The following is a 20,048-nucleotide window of genomic DNA, read 5'->3' as shown; positions in this document are numbered from 1 at the left end:
ACATGGCCAAGAAGAGCATGATTGCAAAGAACGAACAGCGCAAAGTCATCGTCGCTCGTTACAACACGAAGCGCCTTGAGCTGAAGAAGGCCCTCGTCAGCCCGACGTCGACCGACGCCGAGCGCGAGGCCGCCCGCCTCGGCCTGCAGAAGCTGCCCAAGAACGCCTCACCGGTGCGCGTACGCAGCCGTGACGCGGTCGACGGCCGCCCCCGTGGTGTGCTCACGAAGTTCGGCATCAGCCGTGTTCGCTTCCGTGACATGGCTCACCGCGGCGAGCTGCCCGGCATCACGAAGAGCTCCTGGTAGTCCAGCAGTTCTGATCTGAGCATCTGAAAAAGGATGCCGACCTCCGGGTCGGCATCCTTTTTTGCGTCTCAGGGGTGTCGGATGCCCCGCGAGGCGCGTAAATCCGCGAAATCCCGGCGATCTCTGATACATTCGTCACGGTCGAACAGACCAGACGTGTGGCCTACTCAAGGTTTCCACCGTTTCGTTTCTAGAGCTGCTTCGCGCAGCACAAGGTCCGAGGAGGACACCCATGGCTGATAAGTCACTCAACAAGACCGAGCTCGTCGCCCAGGTCGCCGCTGCATCCGGCCAGACGCAGTCCGCTGTCAACGAGGTTCTCGACGCTCTCTTCGCGACGCTCGCGGAGTCGGTCGGCAACGACGTCAAGGTCACGATCCCGGGATGGCTCGCTGTCGAGCGCACCTCGCGTGCAGCCCGCGCCGGCCGCAACCCGCAGACGGGCGAGGCCATCCAGATCGCCGCCGGTCACTCGGTCAAGATCTCCGCTGGCTCGAAGCTCAAGGCTGCCGCCAAGTAGTCTTTTCGAATCTTCATCCTCAGGGGTGTCCGCGCGATGCGGACGCCCCTGAGGCGTTTAACGGCGTCCCCCGTTCCCTGAGCGTGTCGAAGGGCCTCCGTCTCGACGGGCTCGACGAGCGGAGCCACCCTTTCCCTGAGCCTGTCGAAGGGGCAAACCGCGACTCGGCGGAGAAGAACCTTTAATCATTCGGGAGGATGCATCTGCGCCGACTCGATAGGGCGTGAGGAATCCACTCGACGCGAAGGCGTCCATACTCTGTCAGATGGGTGCTTTCGCGCCGACTGGATCGGGCACGCGACAGGCTCGACGAGCGGAGCCACCCTTTCCCTGAGCTCGTCGAAGGGGCCGCGTCTCGACAGGCTCGACGAACGGGACGGGCTCGACGAGCGGAGTCAGCGGGCGAGCGGGCGGCGGGGGCGCAGCGGCGTGCGGGGCGCCGACATGGCACCGGATGCCCGTGCCGGCGACGCGGGCGTGCGCCTGATCGCGGGTGCGGCCGAGGCCGCGACCGAGGGCTCCTGCGGAGCGAAGCTCGCGACGCGCGCGATGGCCGCATCGAGGGCGGCCTCGAGAGGAGCCGTCTCCTCTTGGACCCGGGAGACGAGCAGTCCTCCCTGGAGCGCGGCGAGCAGGCCGATCGCGAGGGAGTCGGGATCTGCGTCCGACCGCAGTGCACCGGATGCGCGCATCGCCACGAGGCCCGACCGGACAGGGGCGAGCCAGAGCCCGAATCCGTCGACGAGCCCGGCACGGGCATCCGGATCGGTGTCGACGAGTTCGCTGGCGAGCGACCCGAGCGGCGACCAGCCGCGGAACTGCCGCTCGCCCGCGCGGTCGACGACCGCATCGCGCCAGGCGCGCAACGACTCGATGCTGTCGAGTGCGGCGAGCTGCGGCTGCTGTTCGACCGCGACGACCGCCTCGTGCGCCACGACGGCGCGCATCAGCTCGTTCTTGTCAGAGAAGTAGTGGTACAGCTGCGATGCGCTGACCTGTGCATCGGCCCTCACCTCGTCGATGCTCGTGCGCGCGGCACCGCGCTGTCGAACGAGGGCGGCGGCGGCCTCCACGATGCGGGCGCGGGTCGCTGCCCCCTTAGCGGTGAGGGCGGGACGTGAAGCGGGCATCGTCGCAGTGCTCATGGGCGTTGAGTCTAGGTCGAGTGGAATGGGGCATCCAGTTCCCACGCCGAGGTGCGCCCGGCCGAGCGCAGACCGGGCCGCGCGCTCAGGAATGCCGCGTAAAGTTGACGGGTGCCGAGAGTCGTTCGAACCGTAGGTCCCGCCGTTCTCCTGGCGGTCGCTTTCGTGATGCTGCTCGTCGGTCTGCGCATCGCCGGCGGGGCAGATGCGCAACTCCTGCAGGATCCCGGCCCCGTGGTGCGCTACGGCATCCCGGTCACCAAGATGATCGTGAACCTCGGAGCCGCCGGCGTTCTCGGCGCCCTCGTTCTGGCGGTCTTCGCCCTGCGCTCGGACAAGCCCGAATTCACCCGCGCGCTCGACGTCGCGGCAGGCTCGGCCGCCGTGCTCACCGTGGCGTCCGCGGCCACGGGCTTCCTCACCTTTCTGCAGCTCACCGTCAAGTCGGTGCGGTTCGACAACTCCTACGGCGAGCTGCTCGGGCAGTTCCTGACCCAGGTAGAGATCGGGCAGGCCTGGCTGATCACGACCCTCATCGCGGCCGCCGTCACCGTGCTCTGCTTCGCGGTGCGCAACGTCACCGCCCTCGTCTTCGTCGGCGTGCTCGCCGTGGTGATGCTCGTTCCAATGGCGCAGCAGGGCCATGCCGCGGGAACGACCGGCCACGACGCCGCGATCACCGCGCTCGGACTGCACCTCGTCTTCGCAGCGGTCTGGCTCGGCGGGCTGCTGGTGCTCGTGATCATCGCCCCGCAGCTCGACAACGACCGCATGCTCTCGGTCATCTCGCGGTATTCGACCGTCGCGCTCGTCTGCTTCATCGTGGTCGCGGCATCCGGCTACGTCAGCGCCGAGCTGCGCATCGGAAGCCTCGACAGGCTGCTCACGCCCTACGGTCTGCTCGTGCTGGTCAAGGTCGGTGCCCTGATCGCGCTGGGTATCTTCGGAGCGGCCTACCGGCGGTCGCTCATCCGTCGTCTTGCCGAGACGAGCCGCCGCTACTTCTTCTGGAAGATCGCGGTCGTCGAGCTCGCCTTCATGGGAATCGCCTCGGGTGCCGCCGCCGCACTCGGTCGCTCGGCCCCGCCGGTCGACGACGCCATCCCGGCCGTGCAGACGCCCGCGCAGATCCTCACCGGCGAGCAGCTTCCGCCCGAACTCGAGCTCTCGCGCTACTTCACCGAGTGGAACTTCGACCTGCTCTGGATTCTGCTGTGCGGGTTCGGCATCGTCTTCTACCTCGCCGGCGTGCGCCGCCTGCGCAAGCGCGGCGACAAGTGGCCCGTCCACCGCAGCGTGCTCTGGGTGGCGGGCATGCTGCTGCTCTTCTATGTGACCAACGGCGGCATCAACGTCTACGAGAAGTACCTCTTCAGCATGCACATGCTCGGGCACATGACCCTGAGCATGATGGTGCCGCTGCTGCTCGTGCCCGCCGCTCCGATCACGCTCATCATGCGTGCGGTCGCCAAGCGCCAGGACGGCACGCGGGGCGGTCGCGAGTGGGTGCTGCTCGCGGTGCACTCGAAGATCGGATCGTTCCTCGCGAACCCCATCGTCGCCGCGCTGCTGTTCGCCGGCAGCCTCTGGGCCTTCTACTACTCGCCGCTGTTCCGCTGGGCGACCGTCGACCACATCGGCCACGAGTGGATGATCGCGCACTTCCTCATCACCGGCTACCTGCTCGTGCAGGCGCTCATCGGCGTCGATCCGGTTCCTTACCGCTTCCCCTATCCGTTCCGGCTGCTACTGCTGCTCGCGGTCATGGCGTTCCACGCCTTCTTCGGTCTCGCGATGATGACCGGCAACGGTCTGCTGCTCGCGGACTGGTACGGCGCGATGGGCCGCCCGTGGGGTGTGAGCGCCATCGAGGACCAGCAGGCCGGAGGCGGAATCGCCTGGAGCGTCGGAGAGATCCCCACCGTGATCCTCGCGATCGCCGTCGCCATTCAGTGGAGCAAGCAGGACAAGAAGGAGACCACGCGGCGCGACCGCACGGCCGACCGCACGAACGAGGCGGAGCTGGGCGAGTACAACGCGATGCTCGAGCGCCTCAACGCCCGCCGCTGACGCGGCGGCCGTTCCCCGAGCCTGTCGAAGGGCCGGGCGACGTTACGTGCGCGACGCGAAGGCGATCGCGCCCGCGTCGTCGAGAGTGATCGCGTAGTCGAGAAAGAACGGAATGTCCTCGCTCAGGGCCGACACCGATCCGTCGAAGAGCGACTTCACCTGAACGTCGATGTGCGCGACACCGGCATTGTCGGCCAGCAGCCACGACGACGGGCCCGCCACGACCTTCACCTGCGGATACTCCACGATCGACCAGCTCGGATCTCCCTCGATGCGGTCGGTGATGCCTTTCGAGAACGGGCAGCCCACGGGATACAGCACCTTCTGCGTGGCGCACTCGTCGAGAAACGAGGTGAGGCGGTCTGCGACGACCTGGGAGAAGAGCTCATTGGGAACGGCCTTGACGATGCCGCTCTCCGTTTCGCCGGGTGAGGGGAGGGCCACCGCGACGGTGTCGCTCGTGAGGTAGTGCGAATCGTGCGAGAGAACCACGAGCGACGGCACCAGTACGGTGTATCGAGCCCCGGCGCCGAAGGCCCCCTTCCCGGCCCCGAGATCGGATGCGTCGAGCTCGCCGGTTCCGACCGTCACGCTGGTCGTGTTGGTCACCGCGAGCGACAGGGTGGCGACGGGCGATTCCTTGAAGCGCCACTGGCTGAAGACGCCGTAGCTCGATCCGCCGCGCTCGACCACGAACTCGCTCTGGGTGCGTGCCGACTGGCGGTCCGCGCCCTGGAGCGTGTAGCTCACGGTGACCCGGTGAACGCCGGAACCCAGGTCGCTGTCGTCGGTGACGCGGATGTCACTGATGGTCGAGAGTGTGTTGCGCTTCAGCAGCGCCGCACTCGCCGAGTCGGGCGTGAGGTCGTCGGGCAGCTCGACACCCGGCATGCCGAGGGCGCCGTCGACGTCGCGGGCGCCGAGAGTCTGCAGATAGGTGATGACGAATCCGCTCGAGCCGAACACCGTGAGATTGAGCGCCAGCACGCCGCCTGCGAACACTCCGACGAGCAGCAGCACCGCGCCGCACCAGGCCAAGGCGACCTGCGCCGGAGACGTGCGCCTCTTCTGCACACGCACATCCATGGGGTCAGTCTAGGCAATGCCGCCGAGCGCCGGCCGTGCCGGCCGACACGCCCGGTAGATTGGATGCGCCCCTCGTCGTCATGCACAGAAAGTCCTCCCGCGTGTCCCTTCCCGAACTCTCCGCCGAGCAGAGGCGCGTCTTCGACCTCATCGAGTCGACGAAGAAGCACGTGTTCGTCACGGGCCGGGCGGGAACAGGCAAGTCGACGCTGCTCAACCACCTGAGCTGGAACACCGAGAAGCAGCTTGTGATCTCGGCGCCCACGGGAGTCGCGGCGCTGAACGTCGGCGGGCAGACCATCCATTCGTTGTTCCGGTTGCCGATCGGGGTCATCGCCGACTCCGACATCGAGCAGAACGGCGACGTGCGCAAGATGCTCAACACCATCGACACCCTGGTGATCGACGAGGTCTCGATGGTCAACGCCGATCTCATGGATGCGATCGACCGCTCCCTGCGCAAGGCTCGGCACAAGCCGACGGTTCCGTTCGGCGGGGTTCAGGTCGTTCTGTTCGGAGACCCGTACCAGCTCGCCCCTGTTCCGGGCGACTCCGACGAGCGGGCCTACTTCACCGACCACTACCGGTCGATGTGGTTCTTCGACGCGAAGGTATGGAGCGAGGTGTCGCTCACCGTGGTCGAGCTCACCGAGATCCACCGGCAGCACGATGACGACTTCAAGTTCATGCTGAACGCGGTGAGGCACGGTCAGGTCACGAAAGAGATAGCGGATGCGCTCAACGGCGCCGGCGCTCGAACTCCTCCCAGCGACGGAACGATCACGCTCGCCACGCGCAACGACGCGGTCAACCGCATCAACGCCGAGGCGCTCAAGCGGCTTCCGGGCACGGTGCGCACGGCGACGGCCGAGGTGTCGGGCGACTTCGGAGGCCGCAACTTTCCCGCTGAAGAGGCGCTCGAACTCAAGGTCGGAGCCCAGGTCATGTTCCTGCGCAACGACTCGGAGCAGCGGTGGGTGAACGGCTCGGTCGGGGTGGTCTCGAAGATCAGCAAGGCGGGCTCGATCTGGGTCGAGATCGACGGCGAGGTGCACGAGGTCGACCCCGTGAGCTGGGAGAAGCACCGCTACTCGTACTCGGCCGACGACAAGAAGCTCACCAAGAACGTGATCGGCGAGTTCACCCAGTTCCCCCTACGGCTCGCGTGGGCCGTCACCATTCACAAGAGCCAGGGCAAGACCTACGACCAGGCGATCGTCGATCTCGGCCAGCGCGTGTTCAGCGCGGGGCAGACCTACGTGGCCCTGTCGAGGCTCACCTCGCTCGGTGGGCTCTACCTCACCAGGCCGTTGCGGCCGGCTGATATCTCCGTCGACCCCGCGGTACGACGGTTCATGTCGCGAGGGCAGTAGTCCGCCTTCGAAAGATGAAGAAAATTTAGTACGAACTGTTGCGTTCTGCTACTGTCTGAGAATCTGCCCACAAGGGCGGCTCAGTCTGTTCGATCCTCCCTGTGCGGGTCGTCACCTTCACTCAGGGGGATTCATCAGTGCATAACTCGCGCCTTCGGGCCACGCTCGCCACGGGCATCGCCACACTGGTCATCGGATTCGTGGGAATCGGCGTCGTGGCTGCTCCCGCTTCTGCTGCGTCCGGCCGTTCGCTGCCCGAGGGATCGTCGCTGTACGCGATCTCGTGCGATAACGACCTCACGAACCTCTCGGTCTTCTCGATCGACGCCGCGACCGCGGCGGCCACGCCCGTCGGCGAGGGGACACCCGATTCGGCGGACTGCGCCGGCCAGGCCGCGTACAACCCCGCCACCTCGGTGTCGTACTTCGTTGCATGGCAGTTCGACCAGGAGACCGAGCAGAGCTTCGCCATCCTCGCCACCGTCGATCCCGAGACAGGAGTGAGCCTGCCGGTCTCCTTCTTCAGCATCGATGGTGCGCCGACGAACGTCGACTCCATCGCGATCGGCAACGATGGCGCGGCGTATGCGATCTACGATGACACGCTCTACTCTCTCGATCTCGCCACAGGCGCGCTGACCGAACTCGGCGATCTCGGAGACGACAGCTTCTACGGTTTCTCGGTCGACCCGACGACGGGTGCCTTCTACGCAGTTCAGTGGAACGGTGACGTCTTCACGATCGACATCGCCACCCACACGGCGACACTCGCGGCCGACACCGGCCTGGGCGGCGACACCAACTACCCGTATTCGCTGCAGATCGACTCCAATGGCAACTTCTGGCTCGAGGCGGACGCGTATGTCGAAGACCTCGACGGCTGGTACTCGCACCTGTGGAGCATCAGTGGCTCCGACCTCGTCGGAAGCGCGCTCCTCTCGGGCGTCATCACCGCTCCCGAGGGTGCCTTCTACACCGAGTCCCTGCTGCTCGTGCCGGGCCCCGTCGTACCCGTGATCCCTGCTGAGCCCGTCGTCGAGCCCGCCGCGGTCGTCGCACCGGTCGCGCCGCAGCTCGCGAACACCGGCGTCGACGCGGCGCCGATCGCCGCAGGCGGAGCGCTCGTGGCCCTGCTCGGCCTGGCCCTGCTCGTGCCCGCCATCCGCCGCCGCGCCACGGCGTAGCCGCTCGCACAAACAAAATCCGCGCCCGCTCGGCGCATCCGCCTCTGCTCGACGGGGCGCGGATGCATCGGGCGGGCGCGTTCGTGTCGCTCGGACTAGCGGATGGCGGCGACGATCACGCTGGCGAGGTCGCGAGGGCGCGAGAACTGGGGCCAGTGGCCGGTGGGCAGCTCCACGATTCCCACCTCGTGGATGCGCGGCAGCTCAGCGAAGTAGGGCACTCCCGCGCCCATGCCTCGGCGCATCTCCTCGGCACTGTACGTGCACGTGATCACGGTCACGGGAACCTCGTAGCGGGCCTCGTTCGTCAGCACCTGCGGGTCGCGGGCCACCCGGGTCGGCGTGGGAACGGCGCGGGCGCGGAAGTTCTCGAGGTCGGCCTCGTCGAGTCCGGTGAGCTCGAGGTCGTCGAAGAAGTCCCAGGCGGGCAGGGGGAGTTCGCCGTCGACCTCGGGGATGTTGGCGTTGATCTCCATGCCGTCGGGCGTCGGTCCGCTGTCGACGTAGACGGCGTGCCGGATGCGGTCGGGGTGTCGATCGACCACGGCGTGGATCACCGAGCCGCCTCCGCTGTGACCCACCAGAACGATGTCGCCGTCGAGGTCGGCGATGTACTCCTCGACGAAGCGGATGTGGTCGTCGAGGGTGATGCCCCTCCGGTCAGCTTCGAGCGATTCCACGCCGGGGAGGCTGAGCGGGTGCGGCGTGTGATCGGCCGCTTCGACGGCTGCGGTCACGGGTGCCCACGACCACGCGCCGAGCCAGAATCCGGGAACGAGAACAATGTGCATGCGGGCCACGATACGCCGGAAGGGTCGTTCCCTGAGCTCGTCGAAGGGGTTCGCTTCGGCGGCTTCCCTTCGACAGGCTCAGGGAACGGGGTCAGGGAACGGCGTCAGCGCAGCTGCGTCAGCGCGCGCACGGCCTCCGCGGCAGCGATCGCGGCGGCCTCCACGTCGGCGGCGGTCGTCGCCGTCGAGAGGCTGAAGCGAACGGCGGTCTGCGCATCCACCGGGTCGATGCCCACCGCGAGCAGAACCGGGGACGGCTCGTCGCTGCCGGCGGCGCACGCCGAGCCGCTCGACGACACGACACCGCGCTCCTCGAGTCCGAGCAGCACGCCCTCGCCGCTTGTTCCGGGGAACAGGAACGACGCGATCGACGGCAGCCGGTGCTCGCGCGACCCCGTGAGCCGTGCGAACGGCACGGCCTCCTCGATTCGTGCGATCAGGTCGTCGCGCAATGCGGCGACCCGACCGGATGCCTCGGCGCGGCCCGCCGACGACAGTCGCGCCGCGACGGCGAGACCCACGGCCGCGGCGACGTTCTCGGTGCCCGAGCGCCGCCCGCGTTCCTGGCCGCCGCCGTGGAGCAGGGGCTCGATCACGAGGCGAGAGTGGGCGGCCAGCGCTCCGACGCCTTTCGGCGCGCCCAGCTTGTGACCCGAGATCGACACGGCGTCGGCACCGAGCGCATCCAGGCTCGTGTCGAGCCAGCCGGCGGCCTGCACGGCGTCGACGTGCAGCACCGATCCGGCGGAGTGCACGAGGGCGCCGATCGCCGCCGTGTCCTGAACGGTGCCGATCTCGTTGTTGGCCGCCATCACGCTGACCAGCGTCGTGTCGCTGCGCACCAGCCCGGCGAGGGCGTCGAGATCGACCCGGCCCACGGCATCCACCGGCACTGTCGACACGTCGAAGCCGTGCACCCGGCGCAGGAAGTCGATCGACTCGAGCGTGGCCTCGTGCTCGATGGGGGTCGTCACGATGTGCCGGCCTCGAGGCTGGCCGAGCGCGATGCCCTTGATGGCGAGGTTGATGGCCTCGGTGCCGCCCGACGTGAACGTGACCTCGGCGGGCCGGGTGCCGAACCACTCGGCGAGCTGCGCGCGCGCCGAGGCCAGGGAGCGGGCCGCCGCGTCGCCCAGGGCATGGTGGCTCGAGGGATTGCCGAAGTCGCCGGTGAGGAACGGCCATATCGCCTCGAGAACCTCGCGGCGCACGGGCGTGGTGGCCGCGTTGTCGAGGTAGATCACGGGCGAGACCTGACGAGTGTTGCCCGGGGCGACGGATGTTGCCGGGCGACCGGGCGCATCCGTCGCGCCGGGCAACAGGCGCGGGGGAGGCTCATGCCTCGACCTGAAGATCGAGGCCCAGGTCGAGGGCTCGGGCGCTGTGGGTGAGGGCGCCGACCGAGATGATGTCGACTCCGGTCTCGGCGATGGCGCGTACGGTGTCGAGGTTCACCCCGCCACTGGCCTCGATCAGCGCGCGACCCGCTACGATCGCGACACCCCGACGCAGCTCGTCGAGCGAGAAGTTGTCGAGCATGATCGTGTCGACGCCGCCCGCGAGCACGGGTTCGATCTGGTCGAGCCGGTCGACCTCGACCTCGAGGTGGGTGGTGTGCGAGATGCGCGCCCGGGCGCGCATGATCGCGTCGGTCAGCGAGATTCCGGATGCGGTGAGCACCGCGAGGTGATTGTCCTTTGCGAGCACGGCGTCGCTCAGCGAGAAGCGGTGGTTGCCGCCCCCGCCGCTGCGCACGGCGTGCCGTTCGAGGGCGCGGAGGCCCGGGGTCGTCTTGCGGGTGTCGACGATCCGCGCCCGGGTTCCCTCGACCGCGGCCACGTAGCTCGCGGTGGCGGTGGCGATGCCGCTCATGCGCTGCACGAGGTTGAGTGCGACCCGCTCGCCGAGCAGCACCCCGGCAGCGGGACCCGTGACCGTGGCGAGCACTTCTCCCGGAACGAAGAGGTCTCCGTCGTTCAACTCGAGCGTCGTCACGGTGGCGGGGTGCGCAGCCGACATGGCGCGCGCGAAGACCTCGCCGCCCGAGAGGATGCCGGGCTCCCTGGCCACCAGCCGGGCCGTGGCGGTCGCTCCCTCGGGCAGGAACGCGTCGGAGGTCGCGTCGCCCCAGGGGGCGTCTTCGGCGAGGGCGGCGGTGACGACCCGGTCGATCGCCTGCGGAGTGAGAAGCATGGTCAGAGTCCCTGTGTCTGGAGCGTGCGGGCCGCCTCGCGCGTGGCGAGGGGGTCGGTCTGCGGATGGTCGGTTCGAGAGTGCGCGCCCCGCGATTCGCGCCGGGCCTGGGCTGCGGCGACGAGGGCGCGGGCCACGGTGAGCAGGTTGTCGGTCTCGATGCGCTCGCGGTCGGCCGGTCGGCTGTCGTCACGGGCGCCGGATGCCTCGGCCCAGACCCGCAGGCGGGCTGCGGCCGTGGCGAGGCCGACACCCGAGCGCGTCAGCCCGGCGTAGTGCCACATAAGCGCTTGCAATTCGGAACGGTCGAGACCCGTTCCCTGAGCCTGTCGAAGGGGGTCGTCCAGCCCTTCGACAAGCTCAGGGGACGGAGTTCTGGAGTCCTCGTCCATCCCTTCGACAGGCTCAGGGAACGGAGTTCTGGAGTCCTCGTCCATCCCTTCGACAGGCTCAGGGAACGGGTCGGCCGACAGCGCCGCCGCCACGCGCCGGCCGAAGACGGCGCCCTCGAGCAGGCTGTTCGAGGCGAGGCGGTTGGCCCCGTGAACTCCTGTGCAGGCGGCCTCTCCCACAGCGAAGAGCCCCGCGTGCGAGGTCCGCCCGTCGAGATCGGTCGCGATGCCGCCCATGTAGTAGTGCGCTGCCGGCACCACGGGAACAAGACCGTCGGCCAGGTCGAACCCCGCCGCCGCACACGCCGCCATGATCGTGGGGAAGCGGGTCGCGACGGTCTCGCGGTCGATACCCCGGGCATCCAGATTCACGGGCACGCCGTTCTGCTTCGCCATCTCGGCGGCGATCGCCCGCGCGACGACATCGCGCGGCGCAAGTTCGGCGTCGGAGCGCACTCCGACCATGAAACGTTCGCCGCGCTCGTTGCGCAGCACGGCGCCCTCGCCCCTCACGGCCTCGGAGACGAGGAAGTTTCCGGGTGCCGCGAGCGTCGTGGGGTGGAACTGGTAGAACTCCAGGTCTGCGGTGGCGACTCCCGCCCTCAGCGCTGCGGCAAGGCCGTCACCCGTCGCGATCGCAGGATTCGTGGTGTGCGAGTAGAGCTGCCCGGCCCCGCCCGTGGCGAGCACGACCGCGTCGGCGAGCAGCACTTCGCGCCCTCCGTCGGCTCGCAGCACCTCGATGCCGACGACGCGGCTCGACCCGTCGGCATCCGCACCCCCTGGGTGCATCGGCGTCTGGCCGGCCGGCAGCGGATGCGCCGAACGGGCGCGGATGCCGGACGCGTCGGCCAGTACGAGGTCGGTCAGCGTCGTGTGCTCACGGACGGTCACGCCGCTGGCGCGCACGGCCGCGACCAGTGCGGACTCGATCGCCGCGCCCGTGGCGTCGCCGCCCGCGTGCAGCACTCTAGGCCGCGAGTGCGCGGCCTCGAGTGCGCGCTCGGGCTCGGAGCTGCCCGGTCGGTGATCGAACAGCACGCCCCAGGCGATCAGGCTCCGGATGGCCGCCGCCCCCTCGTCGGCCAACACGCGCGCGGCTGTTTCGTCGGTCAGTCCCGCGCCCGCCCGGATGGTGTCGTCTGCGTGCAGGATGGCGCTGTCGTCGAGCGCGGTCGCCGCTGCGATGCCGCCCTGCGCGTAGCGGGTGTTGCTCTCGGCGAGCGCGCCCTTGGTCACCACGGTGACGTCATGCGCGTGCAGCTGCGAGGCATGCAGCGCGGTGGTCAGTCCGGCGATGCCGCTGCCCACGATCAGGATGCGGGCCATGTCAGTTCGCGGCCTGCGGGGCGGGGGCCGACACGGGGGGCCGGGCCGCGAGCATCCGCTCGAGGGCGACCGTCGAGTCGGCGATCACGTCGTCAGCCACCTGGATGCGGTTGAGCACCACCCCGTCGACGAGGCCCTCGAGCACCCAGGCCAGGTAGCCGGGGTGGATGCGGTACATCGTGGAGCAGGGGCAGATCACGTCGTCGAGGCAGAAGATGGTGTGCTGCGGGTACTCGGCGGCGAGGCGGTTCACGAGGTTGATCTCGGTGCCGATGGCGAAGGTCGAGCCGGCGGGCGCGGCCTGGATCGCCTTGACGATGAAGTCGGTCGACCCCGCCGAGTCGGCCGCGTCGACGACCGCCATCGGGCACTCGGGGTGCACGATCACCTGAACGCCCGGGTGCTCGGAGCGGGCCTTGGCGATCTGCGCCGGGGTGAAGCGCTTGTGCACCGAGCAGAACCCGTGCCAGAGCACGACCTTCGCGTCGACGAGCTCGTCGGCCGAGTTGCCGCCGAGCGGCTTGCGCGGGTTCCACATGGGCATGAGCTCCACCGGGATTCCCATCGCCTTCGCCGTGTTGCGGCCGAGGTGCTGGTCGGGAAAGAAGAGCACCCGCTGTCCGCGCTCGAAGGCCCACTCCAACACCGTGGCCGCGTTCGACGAGGTGCAGACGATGCCGCCGTTGCGGCCGCAGAATGCCTTGAGCGCGGCCGAGCTGTTCATGTACGTGACCGGAATCACGGGAACCCGGCCATCGGCATCCGGCGCCGTGCCGTAGATCTCGGTGAGCTGCGCCCATGCGTCCTCGACCGAATCGATGTCGGCCATGTCGGCCATCGAGCACCCGGCGGCGAGGTTCGGCAGGATGACCGCCTGCGACGGCTGCGACAGGATGTCGGCCGTCTCGGCCATGAAGTGCACGCCGCAGAACACGATGGCCTCGGCGTCGGGTCTGGCCTTGGCCGCGTTCGCGAGCTGGAACGAGTCGCCCACGAAGTCCGCGTACTGCACGACCTCGTCGCGCTGGTAGAAGTGGCCCAGCACGACGACCCGCTCGCCGAGCGTCGCCTTCGCGGCCCGGATGCGCGCATCCAGTTCGTCGGCGCTCGCGGTGGTGTACTCGGCGGGCAGGCGCCCCTGCACCGGCGATCCGGTGGGGATGATGTCGGTCATGGATGCGCCGGGGCCGTAGTTCGGCAGGCCCGCGTCGAAGGTCCACGGCTCCAAGGCGAGGTCGGGCGTGCAGGTGCTGCCGGACGCCGCGCCTTCTGCCTGTTCGCGAGTGAGCAGCTGGATGGTGGTGTCGACGGATGTCATGGTGGTCTTCTTTGTTCGCTGAGCCTGTCGAAGCGGGTGGACCGTTCCCTTCGACAGGCTCAGGGAACGGGCGGTTTCTCTATCGGAGGGGGCCGCGGTCGGCGAGGTCGATCGACCCGTCGTAGCGGTAGAGGCGCGCGGGGCGATGCCGGGCGCCGGTGACGAAATCGCCCGTGGGGACGACGGTCTTGCTCGACTCGATCATGCGCCGGAAGTTCGCGGGGTCGAGGGGTTTCTGCCTGACGGCCTCGTGCACCTCGCGCAACTGGGCGAGGGTGAACGTGTCGCCGAGAAAGGCGTGCGCGATGCGGGAGTACTCCATCTTGGTGCGCAGCCGCCAGAGGGCGTAGTCGACGATCAGGTTGTGATCGAAGGCGAGCTCGGGCAGTTCGTCGGTCGAGAGCCAGGTCACGTTCTCGCCCACGGTGGCGCGGGCCGCCTCGTCGCTCTCGACCAGGGCCCAGTACACGATCGAGACGACTCGCTGACCGGGGGAGCGGCCGACATCGCCGAAGGCGTAGAGCTGTTCGAGGTACTTCGGCGTGAGGGCCGTGGTCTCGACCAGATGGTTTCGGGCCGCAGCCTCGAGGTCGTCGTCGATGCGAAGCGGGCCTCCGGGGAGTGCCCATCTGCCCTCGTGGGGCTCGCGGATGCGACGGACGACAGGGATCCACACCGTGCTGACGCCGGTGGTCGGATCGCTGCGCAGGGCGAAGATGACGGTGGATACCGCGATGCTCGCCTGCTGCTGGCTCATGGCCGTGCCGATCGTGTCTGGACTTAAGGTATCGATGACTCTAAGTGCTGGAATCAGCTTAGTGTCACGATGACCCGAACGCAAACACGCAAAAAAGTCCGTTCCCTGAGCTTGTCGAAGGGGATGCCCTTCGACGGGCTCAGGGAACGGACTCGGGGTCCGGCCTCAGCGAGATGTCAGGAGGTCGGACCCGCGTCGGGGTCGTAATGCCGGCGCAGCAGCTCCTGTTCGGCCGGGGTCAACGCTTCTCCGATCGAGAACCGTGGCGAGTCCTTGAGCTGGTCCTTGGAGTACGGCAGGCGCAGGTGCTCCCTGTCCCACTCCGCTCGATCCAGCGGAACGAACGCGTCGGAGCCGGAGAAGAGGCCCGGATTCACGGTCGCCCACCGGGGCCGCCCGGTCTCGGCGTCGACCAGCACCTGCGTGACGGTTCCGACTTTCTGCCCGTCGGGACCGGTGGCCGGCGCGCCGACGATCCCTCCGATATCGCGTGACTCGATCATGGGTGACTCCTCGGCTCGTTCAATGCGTGTTCGGGTGTTCCTCGGGGAGGGTTAGCGGCCGAGACCGGCGCGGTCGACCTTGCGGTGGAAACGCATTCCGCCGAGGCCGCCGAGAATGGCGCCGAGCAGGCTGATGACGGCCACGGCGATGGCGGTGATCACGCTGGCCGTGGTGAGGTCGCCCTCGTCGATCGGGATCCGTGGAAAGCTGTTGAGGTTGCCGAGCACGTTGTACTGGCTGCCGGCGATCGCGGTGATGATGGCGACGACGATGGCGATGACGACCGCCCACAGCCAGACGAAGACGCCCTGCTTCATGCCGTTGAAGCGGGCCATGCGGCCGGCCACGTATCCGCCGCAGTAATAGGCGACGAAGATCACGACGAGCAGCGCGATGGCTCCTGCGATCCCCACGGTGTCGGCGTTGGCGACACCCTCGTTCGCGGCCTCGTCGGCGTCGCCGGTGATTCCCAGTCCGATGGCGGCTCCGGTCGCGGCGACCAGGGCGGTGAGGATCACGGCGGTGCCTGTCGCGGTCAGCCATCCGAAGAATGCCGAGCCGATCTTGACGCCTCCGAACTCCTCCTTCTCGCGTTCGAGGACCTCCTGGCGCAGGGATGCCTGAGGTGCGGCGGGCACGGCGGCGCCCGGTTCGAGACCGCCCGTGGTCGTCGTGCCCGTGGTCGTCGTTCCCTCGGGCGTCGAGCCGGTGGTCGCGGATACGCGCGGTTCTGCAGAAGGCGGCGTTGCCGACGCGGGTGCCGGGGTGGAACGGACCTCGGGATCGTTGGTCGCGTCGTAACCGCCCTGGGGCGGGACGCTGGAGTTCTGGGGGTGCTCGCGGTCGCTCATGATGTGCCTTCGCCTCGTTCGCGACGCCTCCGTGCTCTACGTTGGCGCGGTCACTCATGGACGCCGCTTACACGGACAGTACGCGTTCCCCGCCCGTGCGATGATGGGCTTGACACCGTCCCTGACGTGCAGGGACCGACCGGATGTGCCGGTCGCCGCTACGCGACGGCAGCCGCTTTCGCGTTCGCCAGGTCGACGAACAGCTCGGTGTTGAAGCGGTAGGCCACGAGAACCTCGTCGATCACGCGATCGCGCTCGGCGTCGTCCCAGCCGGTGGCGTCGAGCTGCGCGCGGTAGGTCTCCTTGAATTCCTTCGGCTTCGCGATGTCGCCGAACAGGTAGAAGCCCACGCCGTTGGTCTCGAATCCGAACTGGCGCTGCATGAGGGTGCGGATGATCTGGCCGCCCGACAGGTCGCCGAGGTACCGCGTGTAGTGGTGGGCGATGAAGCCGCCGTTCCAGGTGGCGGCGACCTCGTTGATGCGTGCGACGTAGCGCGCCGTCGTGGGCAGGGGCACGATCTGCTCGCGCCAGTCATCGCCGATGAGGAAGCGGAGGTCTTCTTCGATGGCTGGAAGGCGGGTGAGCTTCGAGGTGATGAACGGCGCCGCGACCGGGTCGTTCTTCATGCGGTCGGCGGCGGCCTCGATGGCCTCGTAGATGAAGAAGTGCTGGGCGACGAGCGCGATGTAATCGTCGCGAGTGCCCTTGCCGCTCATGAGGTCGCCCATGAAGCTCGCGCCTTCGCTCTCGCTGTGGCTGGTCCAGGTGCGCTCGCGCAGGGCCTGCGAGAAGGGGATGACGTTGGTCACGATGACGACTCCAAAAATGAGGGGTTCTCTAACCGTGAGGTTAGCCTGCCCTTACTTTATAGGAGGAGCCGTGCCACGGCTAGTGCGGGCGCGGCTCGATGCCCAGCTTGGCGCAGGCGGCGTCGTAGAGCGCGACGACCTCGCGGCGAACCTCGGCGCGCTCGGTGATCGGCCCGGCCGGCCAGGCGATGCGCACCTCGCTCGTGGTTCCATCGACGGTCGCATCCCAGGTCGCGACCGATCCGTCGAAGCCCGTCATCACCGCGGAGGCTGCCGAAGGGTTCGCAAACGCGCGCACGATGAGGAGGTTGTCATCGGTGTGGTCGCCGTTCATGTGGTTCAGGATGGCGGACACGACGTCGGGGCTGAAGGTGCTCATCCATCGAGCGTATACGTCGAACGCAGGTCGGCACGAAGTCGTCGACGAGTGGCGCAAATGACTGGGTGCGGCTGCTCGGCCGCTCCGTAAAATCGGGCCATGCCTATCGTTCCCGAGACCAAGAGCTGGACCTGGGTGCTCGAGAAGCCGTGCCCCGAGTGCGGTTTCGACGCATCCACCACCGACGCCCGGGAGGTCGCCGACCTCACCCGCCTGAACGCGGCCGCCTGGCCCGCCGTGCTGCAGCGAGCCGATGTGAGAGAGCGACCGGATGACGACACCTGGTCGCCGCTCGAGTACGCGGCGCACGTGCGCGACGTGTTCACGACCATGCGCGGTCGCCTCGAACTGATGCTGGCCGAGAGCGATCCGCTGTTCGCCAACTGGGATCAGGATGCGACCGCCGTCGAGGAGCGCTACAACGAACAGGACCCCGCGGCGGTGTCAGGGCAGCTGGTCGAGGCCGGTCACGCGATCGCCGACGCCTTCGATGCAGTGCCCCCGGATGCCTGGGGTCGGACGGGTAGGCGCGGCGACGGCGCGGGTTTCTCGGTCGAGACGCTGGCGCAGTACTTCATCCACGATCCCGTGCACCACCTGCACGACGTGTCGAAGGGGTAGCGCAGCCGTCAGTCGAGCAGCTGGCCCTGCATGAAATAGGTGGATCGGGCGAAGGCCAGCGCGGCCGCGTTCTTGTCGAGTCCGGCCGAGATGGTCGCATTCGCGAAGTAGGTCGACGTGCCGATGTAGTTGTGCCGGGTCACGGGGGTGCCGACCTCCTTGAGTCGGCTGACGAACAGGTCGGCGGCGAGCCCCGAGCCCCAGTCGTCGTATTCGGAGAAGTGCAGGGCGACGGGGCAGGGAACGATGCCGCCCTCGCTCTCGGCCAGTCCGGCGTAATACGCCACGACCGCGTCTACGGCGCCCTCCTGGGCGCTGCGCAAGGCGAGCCAACCGCCCACGCCCATGCCGATGATCCCCACGCGCGCCGCACCCGAACTGCGACCCAGCGCGATCGCATCCGCGAGGGTCGCGATGGCGAAGCCCTCGTCGAGTCGCGAGCGAAGAAGGGCGACGCCGTCGGGGTCTACGGCAGCCACGCCATTGAACAGGTCGGGAACCACGACGAAGAATCCCTGTTTCGACAGGGCGGTGGCGTAGGCCTCGAGGTAGGGGAGGCGACCGTAGTCGTCGTGCACGAGCACGACTGCCGGCTGGCCCTCGGTGCCGAACATCAGCGGCCATCCCGGCGAGGGGATATCGACGAGCTCTGTCACGGGGAGTCCTCCTTCGGCCGCTGTCGAAGTCTAGCGAGCGCCGGCTCAGTCTCCTGCGGTGTCGGGCTTCTTCTGCCAGGGCCAGCGCCCGGAGATCTCGAGTTCCAGGGAGAAGCTGAGGAAGGTGCGGATGAGCACGATCCCGGCCAGAACGGCGACGCTGTCGAGCGTGGGGGTGATGGCGACGGTGCGAATGATGTCGGCGGCGACCAGAAGCTCGAGGCCGAGGAGGATGCTGCGCCCGAGGGCTCGGCGGTACGGCACGTAGACCGACGCCTCCCTGCGCACGAGCTTCGCGACCGCGGCGAACGATGCCACCAGGGCCCCGATGACGATCGCCGCGACACCTGCCCCGTCGATGACTTTTCCGACGATCTCGATGACATCGGTGAACTCCATGCCTGAACTATGCCGCATCGCAGGAGGGCGGCGACAGCCCCGCATGACAGGATGAAGCCATGCCCGTCGTCGAGTCCCGTTGCGTCGTTCCGGTCGATGTCGAGACGGCATTCGCGATCTCCCAGACGACCGGGGAGATTCGAAAGCGGTGGGATCCCTTCATCAGAAGGCAGTACTTCATGCACGGCGCGACGTCGCCGGCCAAGGGCGTGCACACCTATACGGTGCAGCGCTTCGGCTTCCGGATGGAGAGCGAGTACGTGTCGTACAAGCCGCCCTCGAATGTGGGCATGAAGATGACCAAGGGCTCGTGGTTCTTCGAGCGATTGGGCGGCGGCTGGCGATTCAACGCCGTCGATGACCGACCCGGTCACACGCTCGCGGTCTGGCGCTACAACTTCTCCTGCCAGCCGAAGTGGCTCGCGCCGCTTGCGGAACGCATCGGCGCGGTGGTTCTGCAGCACGATATCGACCGACGCATCCGCGGTTTTGCGCGGGGATGCGAAGACCCGATCGTGCTGGCCGCCGTGGCCGAGTCACGGCCCTGACCTGAAGGATCACGGACTCGTCCCGGGCGCGGACACGCCCGTACCGGGCACCACGCAGGGGGTGGCGGTGCCCGGCACGGGTCTTGTCGGACTGGTCGTCAGATACGAGCGCCCTTCTTGCGCGAGGTGATCATCAGAGCAAGTCCGGCCAGCAGCAGGAGCGCGATGGCTCCCGCGATCGGTGCCGCCGAGATGCCGGTGAGGGCGAGGCCCGAGGCATCTGTTCCGGCGGTGTAGCCCGAGGCCGAGGTACCGGCCGCAGTGACGCTACCGGTTGTCACCACGGAGGTGGTGGTGGTGGTGGTCGGCGTTCCAGGCGTGACCGGGTCCGTGGGGTCCGTCGGGTCCGTGGGATCGGTCGGGTCCGTCGGGTCCGTGGGGTCCGTGGGATCGGTCGGGTCCGTGGGGTCGGTCGGGTCGGTCGGGTCCGTCGGGTCGGTCGGGTTGACCGTCGGGTCGCCGATCACGGTGATGGCGTTGCCGCCCAGGTCGATCGGAAGGTTGATCACCGGAATGATCTGGGTTCCTCCTCCGATGCTGCCCTCACCGTCGGTCGTGTTCTCCGTCGATCCTCCGGTGGTGCCGCCGGTGACGGTCGATCCCGATGTCGTCGGGTCGCCGATCACGGTGATGGCGTTGCCGCCGACGGTGATGGGTGCTCCGATGACGGGCACGATCTGGGTTCCGCCGAGGATTCCGTCTTCGCCCGAGGTGGTCGCGCCGGTGCCGGTCGTCCCGGTTCCGCCGGTGGTTCCGCCGGTGGTGCTGGAGTCGGTGGACTCGGCGTCGCCGATCACGGTGATGGCGTTGCC

Annotated in this window: 21 protein-coding genes and 1 pseudogene; 7 read left to right on the top strand and 15 right to left on the bottom strand. The window is 68.3% G+C overall.

The window, feature by feature from the left end:
* The first annotated feature begins 2 nt into the window (after positions 1 to 2).
* Together rpsN and QCD70_RS10445 are read left to right on the top strand one after the other, a co-directional pair.
* Entirely contained in the window at positions 3 to 308 is a 306-nt protein-coding gene (rpsN, locus tag QCD70_RS10450; RefSeq protein WP_044443722.1) for a 30S ribosomal protein S14, read from the top strand.
* A 232-nt stretch (positions 309 to 540) separates the two neighbouring features.
* Entirely contained in the window at positions 541 to 828 is a 288-nt protein-coding gene (locus QCD70_RS10445; RefSeq protein WP_044443721.1) for an HU family DNA-binding protein, read from the top strand.
* A 395-nt stretch (positions 829 to 1,223) separates the two neighbouring features.
* On the opposite strand, the gene QCD70_RS10440 is transcribed toward QCD70_RS10445, so the two are convergent.
* The gene (locus QCD70_RS10440) at positions 1,224 to 1,973 is read right to left on the bottom strand and encodes a TetR/AcrR family transcriptional regulator (RefSeq protein ID WP_301215887.1); all 750 of its coding nucleotides are present in this window, start codon (positions 1,971 to 1,973) and stop codon (positions 1,224 to 1,226) included.
* A gap of 168 nt (positions 1,974 to 2,141) precedes the next feature.
* On the opposite strand from QCD70_RS10440, the gene QCD70_RS10435 reads away from it, so the two are divergent.
* A complete protein-coding gene (locus QCD70_RS10435; RefSeq protein ID WP_301216276.1) occupies positions 2,142 to 4,043 on the top strand; it encodes a cytochrome c oxidase assembly protein in 1,902 nt (633 codons plus the stop codon).
* Between the two features lie 42 nt (positions 4,044 to 4,085).
* Here the strand turns inward: QCD70_RS10435 and QCD70_RS10430 are convergent, their stop codons facing one another.
* Positions 4,086 to 5,129 (bottom strand): hypothetical protein, encoded by a 1,044-nt coding sequence (locus tag QCD70_RS10430; RefSeq protein WP_301215884.1) that lies wholly within the window; start codon positions 5,127 to 5,129, stop codon positions 4,086 to 4,088.
* Positions 5,130 to 5,209: 80 nt separating this feature from the next.
* Between QCD70_RS10430 and QCD70_RS10425 the strand changes: the two genes are divergently transcribed.
* A complete protein-coding gene (locus QCD70_RS10425; protein ID WP_441004937.1) occupies positions 5,210 to 6,502 on the top strand; it encodes an ATP-dependent DNA helicase in 1,293 nt (430 codons plus the stop codon).
* Between the two features lie 137 nt (positions 6,503 to 6,639).
* On the top strand, positions 6,640 to 7,686 hold the full coding sequence (locus QCD70_RS10420; RefSeq protein WP_301215881.1) for a hypothetical protein: 1,047 nt from the start codon (positions 6,640 to 6,642) through the stop codon (positions 7,684 to 7,686).
* A 95-nt stretch (positions 7,687 to 7,781) separates the two neighbouring features.
* Here QCD70_RS10420 and QCD70_RS10415 read toward each other — a convergent pair whose 3' ends face one another.
* From QCD70_RS10415 to QCD70_RS10370, 10 genes are all read right to left on the bottom strand, one after another.
* Entirely contained in the window at positions 7,782 to 8,477 is a 696-nt protein-coding gene (locus tag QCD70_RS10415) for an alpha/beta fold hydrolase (RefSeq protein ID WP_301215878.1), read from the bottom strand.
* Positions 8,478 to 8,581: 104 nt separating this feature from the next.
* Positions 8,582 to 9,721 (bottom strand): cysteine desulfurase family protein, encoded by a 1,140-nt coding sequence (locus QCD70_RS10410; protein WP_301216272.1) that lies wholly within the window; start codon positions 9,719 to 9,721, stop codon positions 8,582 to 8,584.
* Between the two features lie 91 nt (positions 9,722 to 9,812).
* Positions 9,813 to 10,670 (bottom strand): carboxylating nicotinate-nucleotide diphosphorylase, encoded by an 858-nt coding sequence (nadC, locus tag QCD70_RS10405; protein ID WP_301215875.1) that lies wholly within the window; start codon positions 10,668 to 10,670, stop codon positions 9,813 to 9,815.
* 2 nt (positions 10,671 to 10,672) lie between these two features.
* The gene (gene nadB / locus QCD70_RS10400; protein WP_301215872.1) at positions 10,673 to 12,391 is read right to left on the bottom strand and encodes an L-aspartate oxidase; all 1,719 of its coding nucleotides are present in this window, start codon (positions 12,389 to 12,391) and stop codon (positions 10,673 to 10,675) included.
* A gap of 1 nt (position 12,392) precedes the next feature.
* Positions 12,393 to 13,709 carry a quinolinate synthase NadA gene (gene nadA / locus QCD70_RS10395; protein ID WP_301215869.1) on the bottom strand — a complete coding sequence of 439 codons (1,317 nt, stop codon included), beginning with the start codon at positions 13,707 to 13,709 and terminating at the stop codon, positions 12,393 to 12,395.
* A gap of 79 nt (positions 13,710 to 13,788) precedes the next feature.
* Positions 13,789 to 14,466, bottom strand: coding sequence for an NUDIX hydrolase (locus tag QCD70_RS10390; RefSeq protein ID WP_301215866.1), 678 nt, complete (start codon positions 14,464 to 14,466; stop codon positions 13,789 to 13,791).
* A 176-nt stretch (positions 14,467 to 14,642) separates the two neighbouring features.
* Complete coding sequence (locus QCD70_RS10385) at positions 14,643 to 14,969, bottom strand: PRC-barrel domain-containing protein (protein WP_301215864.1); 327 nt, start codon at positions 14,967 to 14,969, stop codon at positions 14,643 to 14,645.
* Between the two features lie 51 nt (positions 14,970 to 15,020).
* Entirely contained in the window at positions 15,021 to 15,821 is an 801-nt protein-coding gene (locus QCD70_RS10380) for a hypothetical protein (RefSeq protein ID WP_301215862.1), read from the bottom strand.
* A 158-nt stretch (positions 15,822 to 15,979) separates the two neighbouring features.
* Positions 15,980 to 16,633, bottom strand: coding sequence for a heme oxygenase (biliverdin-producing) (locus tag QCD70_RS10375; protein ID WP_301215859.1), 654 nt, complete (start codon positions 16,631 to 16,633; stop codon positions 15,980 to 15,982).
* 79 nt (positions 16,634 to 16,712) lie between these two features.
* Positions 16,713 to 17,012 (bottom strand): DUF2470 domain-containing protein, encoded by a 300-nt coding sequence (locus tag QCD70_RS10370; protein ID WP_301215858.1) that lies wholly within the window; start codon positions 17,010 to 17,012, stop codon positions 16,713 to 16,715.
* A 99-nt stretch (positions 17,013 to 17,111) separates the two neighbouring features.
* Here QCD70_RS10370 and QCD70_RS10365 point away from each other — a divergent pair, with 99 nt between their 5' ends.
* Entirely contained in the window at positions 17,112 to 17,633 is a 522-nt protein-coding gene (locus QCD70_RS10365) for a DinB family protein (protein WP_301215856.1), read from the top strand.
* A gap of 8 nt (positions 17,634 to 17,641) precedes the next feature.
* On the opposite strand, the gene QCD70_RS10360 is transcribed toward QCD70_RS10365, so the two are convergent.
* Both QCD70_RS10360 and QCD70_RS10355 read right to left on the bottom strand, forming a co-directional pair.
* Entirely contained in the window at positions 17,642 to 18,289 is a 648-nt protein-coding gene (locus tag QCD70_RS10360; RefSeq protein WP_301215854.1) for a dienelactone hydrolase family protein, read from the bottom strand.
* A 45-nt stretch (positions 18,290 to 18,334) separates the two neighbouring features.
* The gene (locus QCD70_RS10355) at positions 18,335 to 18,688 is read right to left on the bottom strand and encodes a DUF1622 domain-containing protein (protein ID WP_301215851.1); all 354 of its coding nucleotides are present in this window, start codon (positions 18,686 to 18,688) and stop codon (positions 18,335 to 18,337) included.
* A 59-nt stretch (positions 18,689 to 18,747) separates the two neighbouring features.
* Here QCD70_RS10355 and QCD70_RS10350 point away from each other — a divergent pair, with 59 nt between their 5' ends.
* Entirely contained in the window at positions 18,748 to 19,236 is a 489-nt protein-coding gene (locus QCD70_RS10350; RefSeq protein WP_301215849.1) for an SRPBCC family protein, read from the top strand.
* A gap of 98 nt (positions 19,237 to 19,334) precedes the next feature.
* On the opposite strand, the pseudogene QCD70_RS10345 reads toward QCD70_RS10350, so the two are convergent.
* A pseudogene (locus tag QCD70_RS10345) lies at positions 19,335 to 20,048 on the bottom strand (chaplin family protein); the annotation flags it as partial.

Source organism: Agreia sp. PsM10, assembly GCF_030433855.1.
Lineage (GTDB): Bacteria > Actinomycetota > Actinomycetes > Actinomycetales > Microbacteriaceae > Agreia.
Note: the sequence above shows the minus strand (reverse complement) of the source record. Positions and strands in the feature narration are given on the sequence as shown.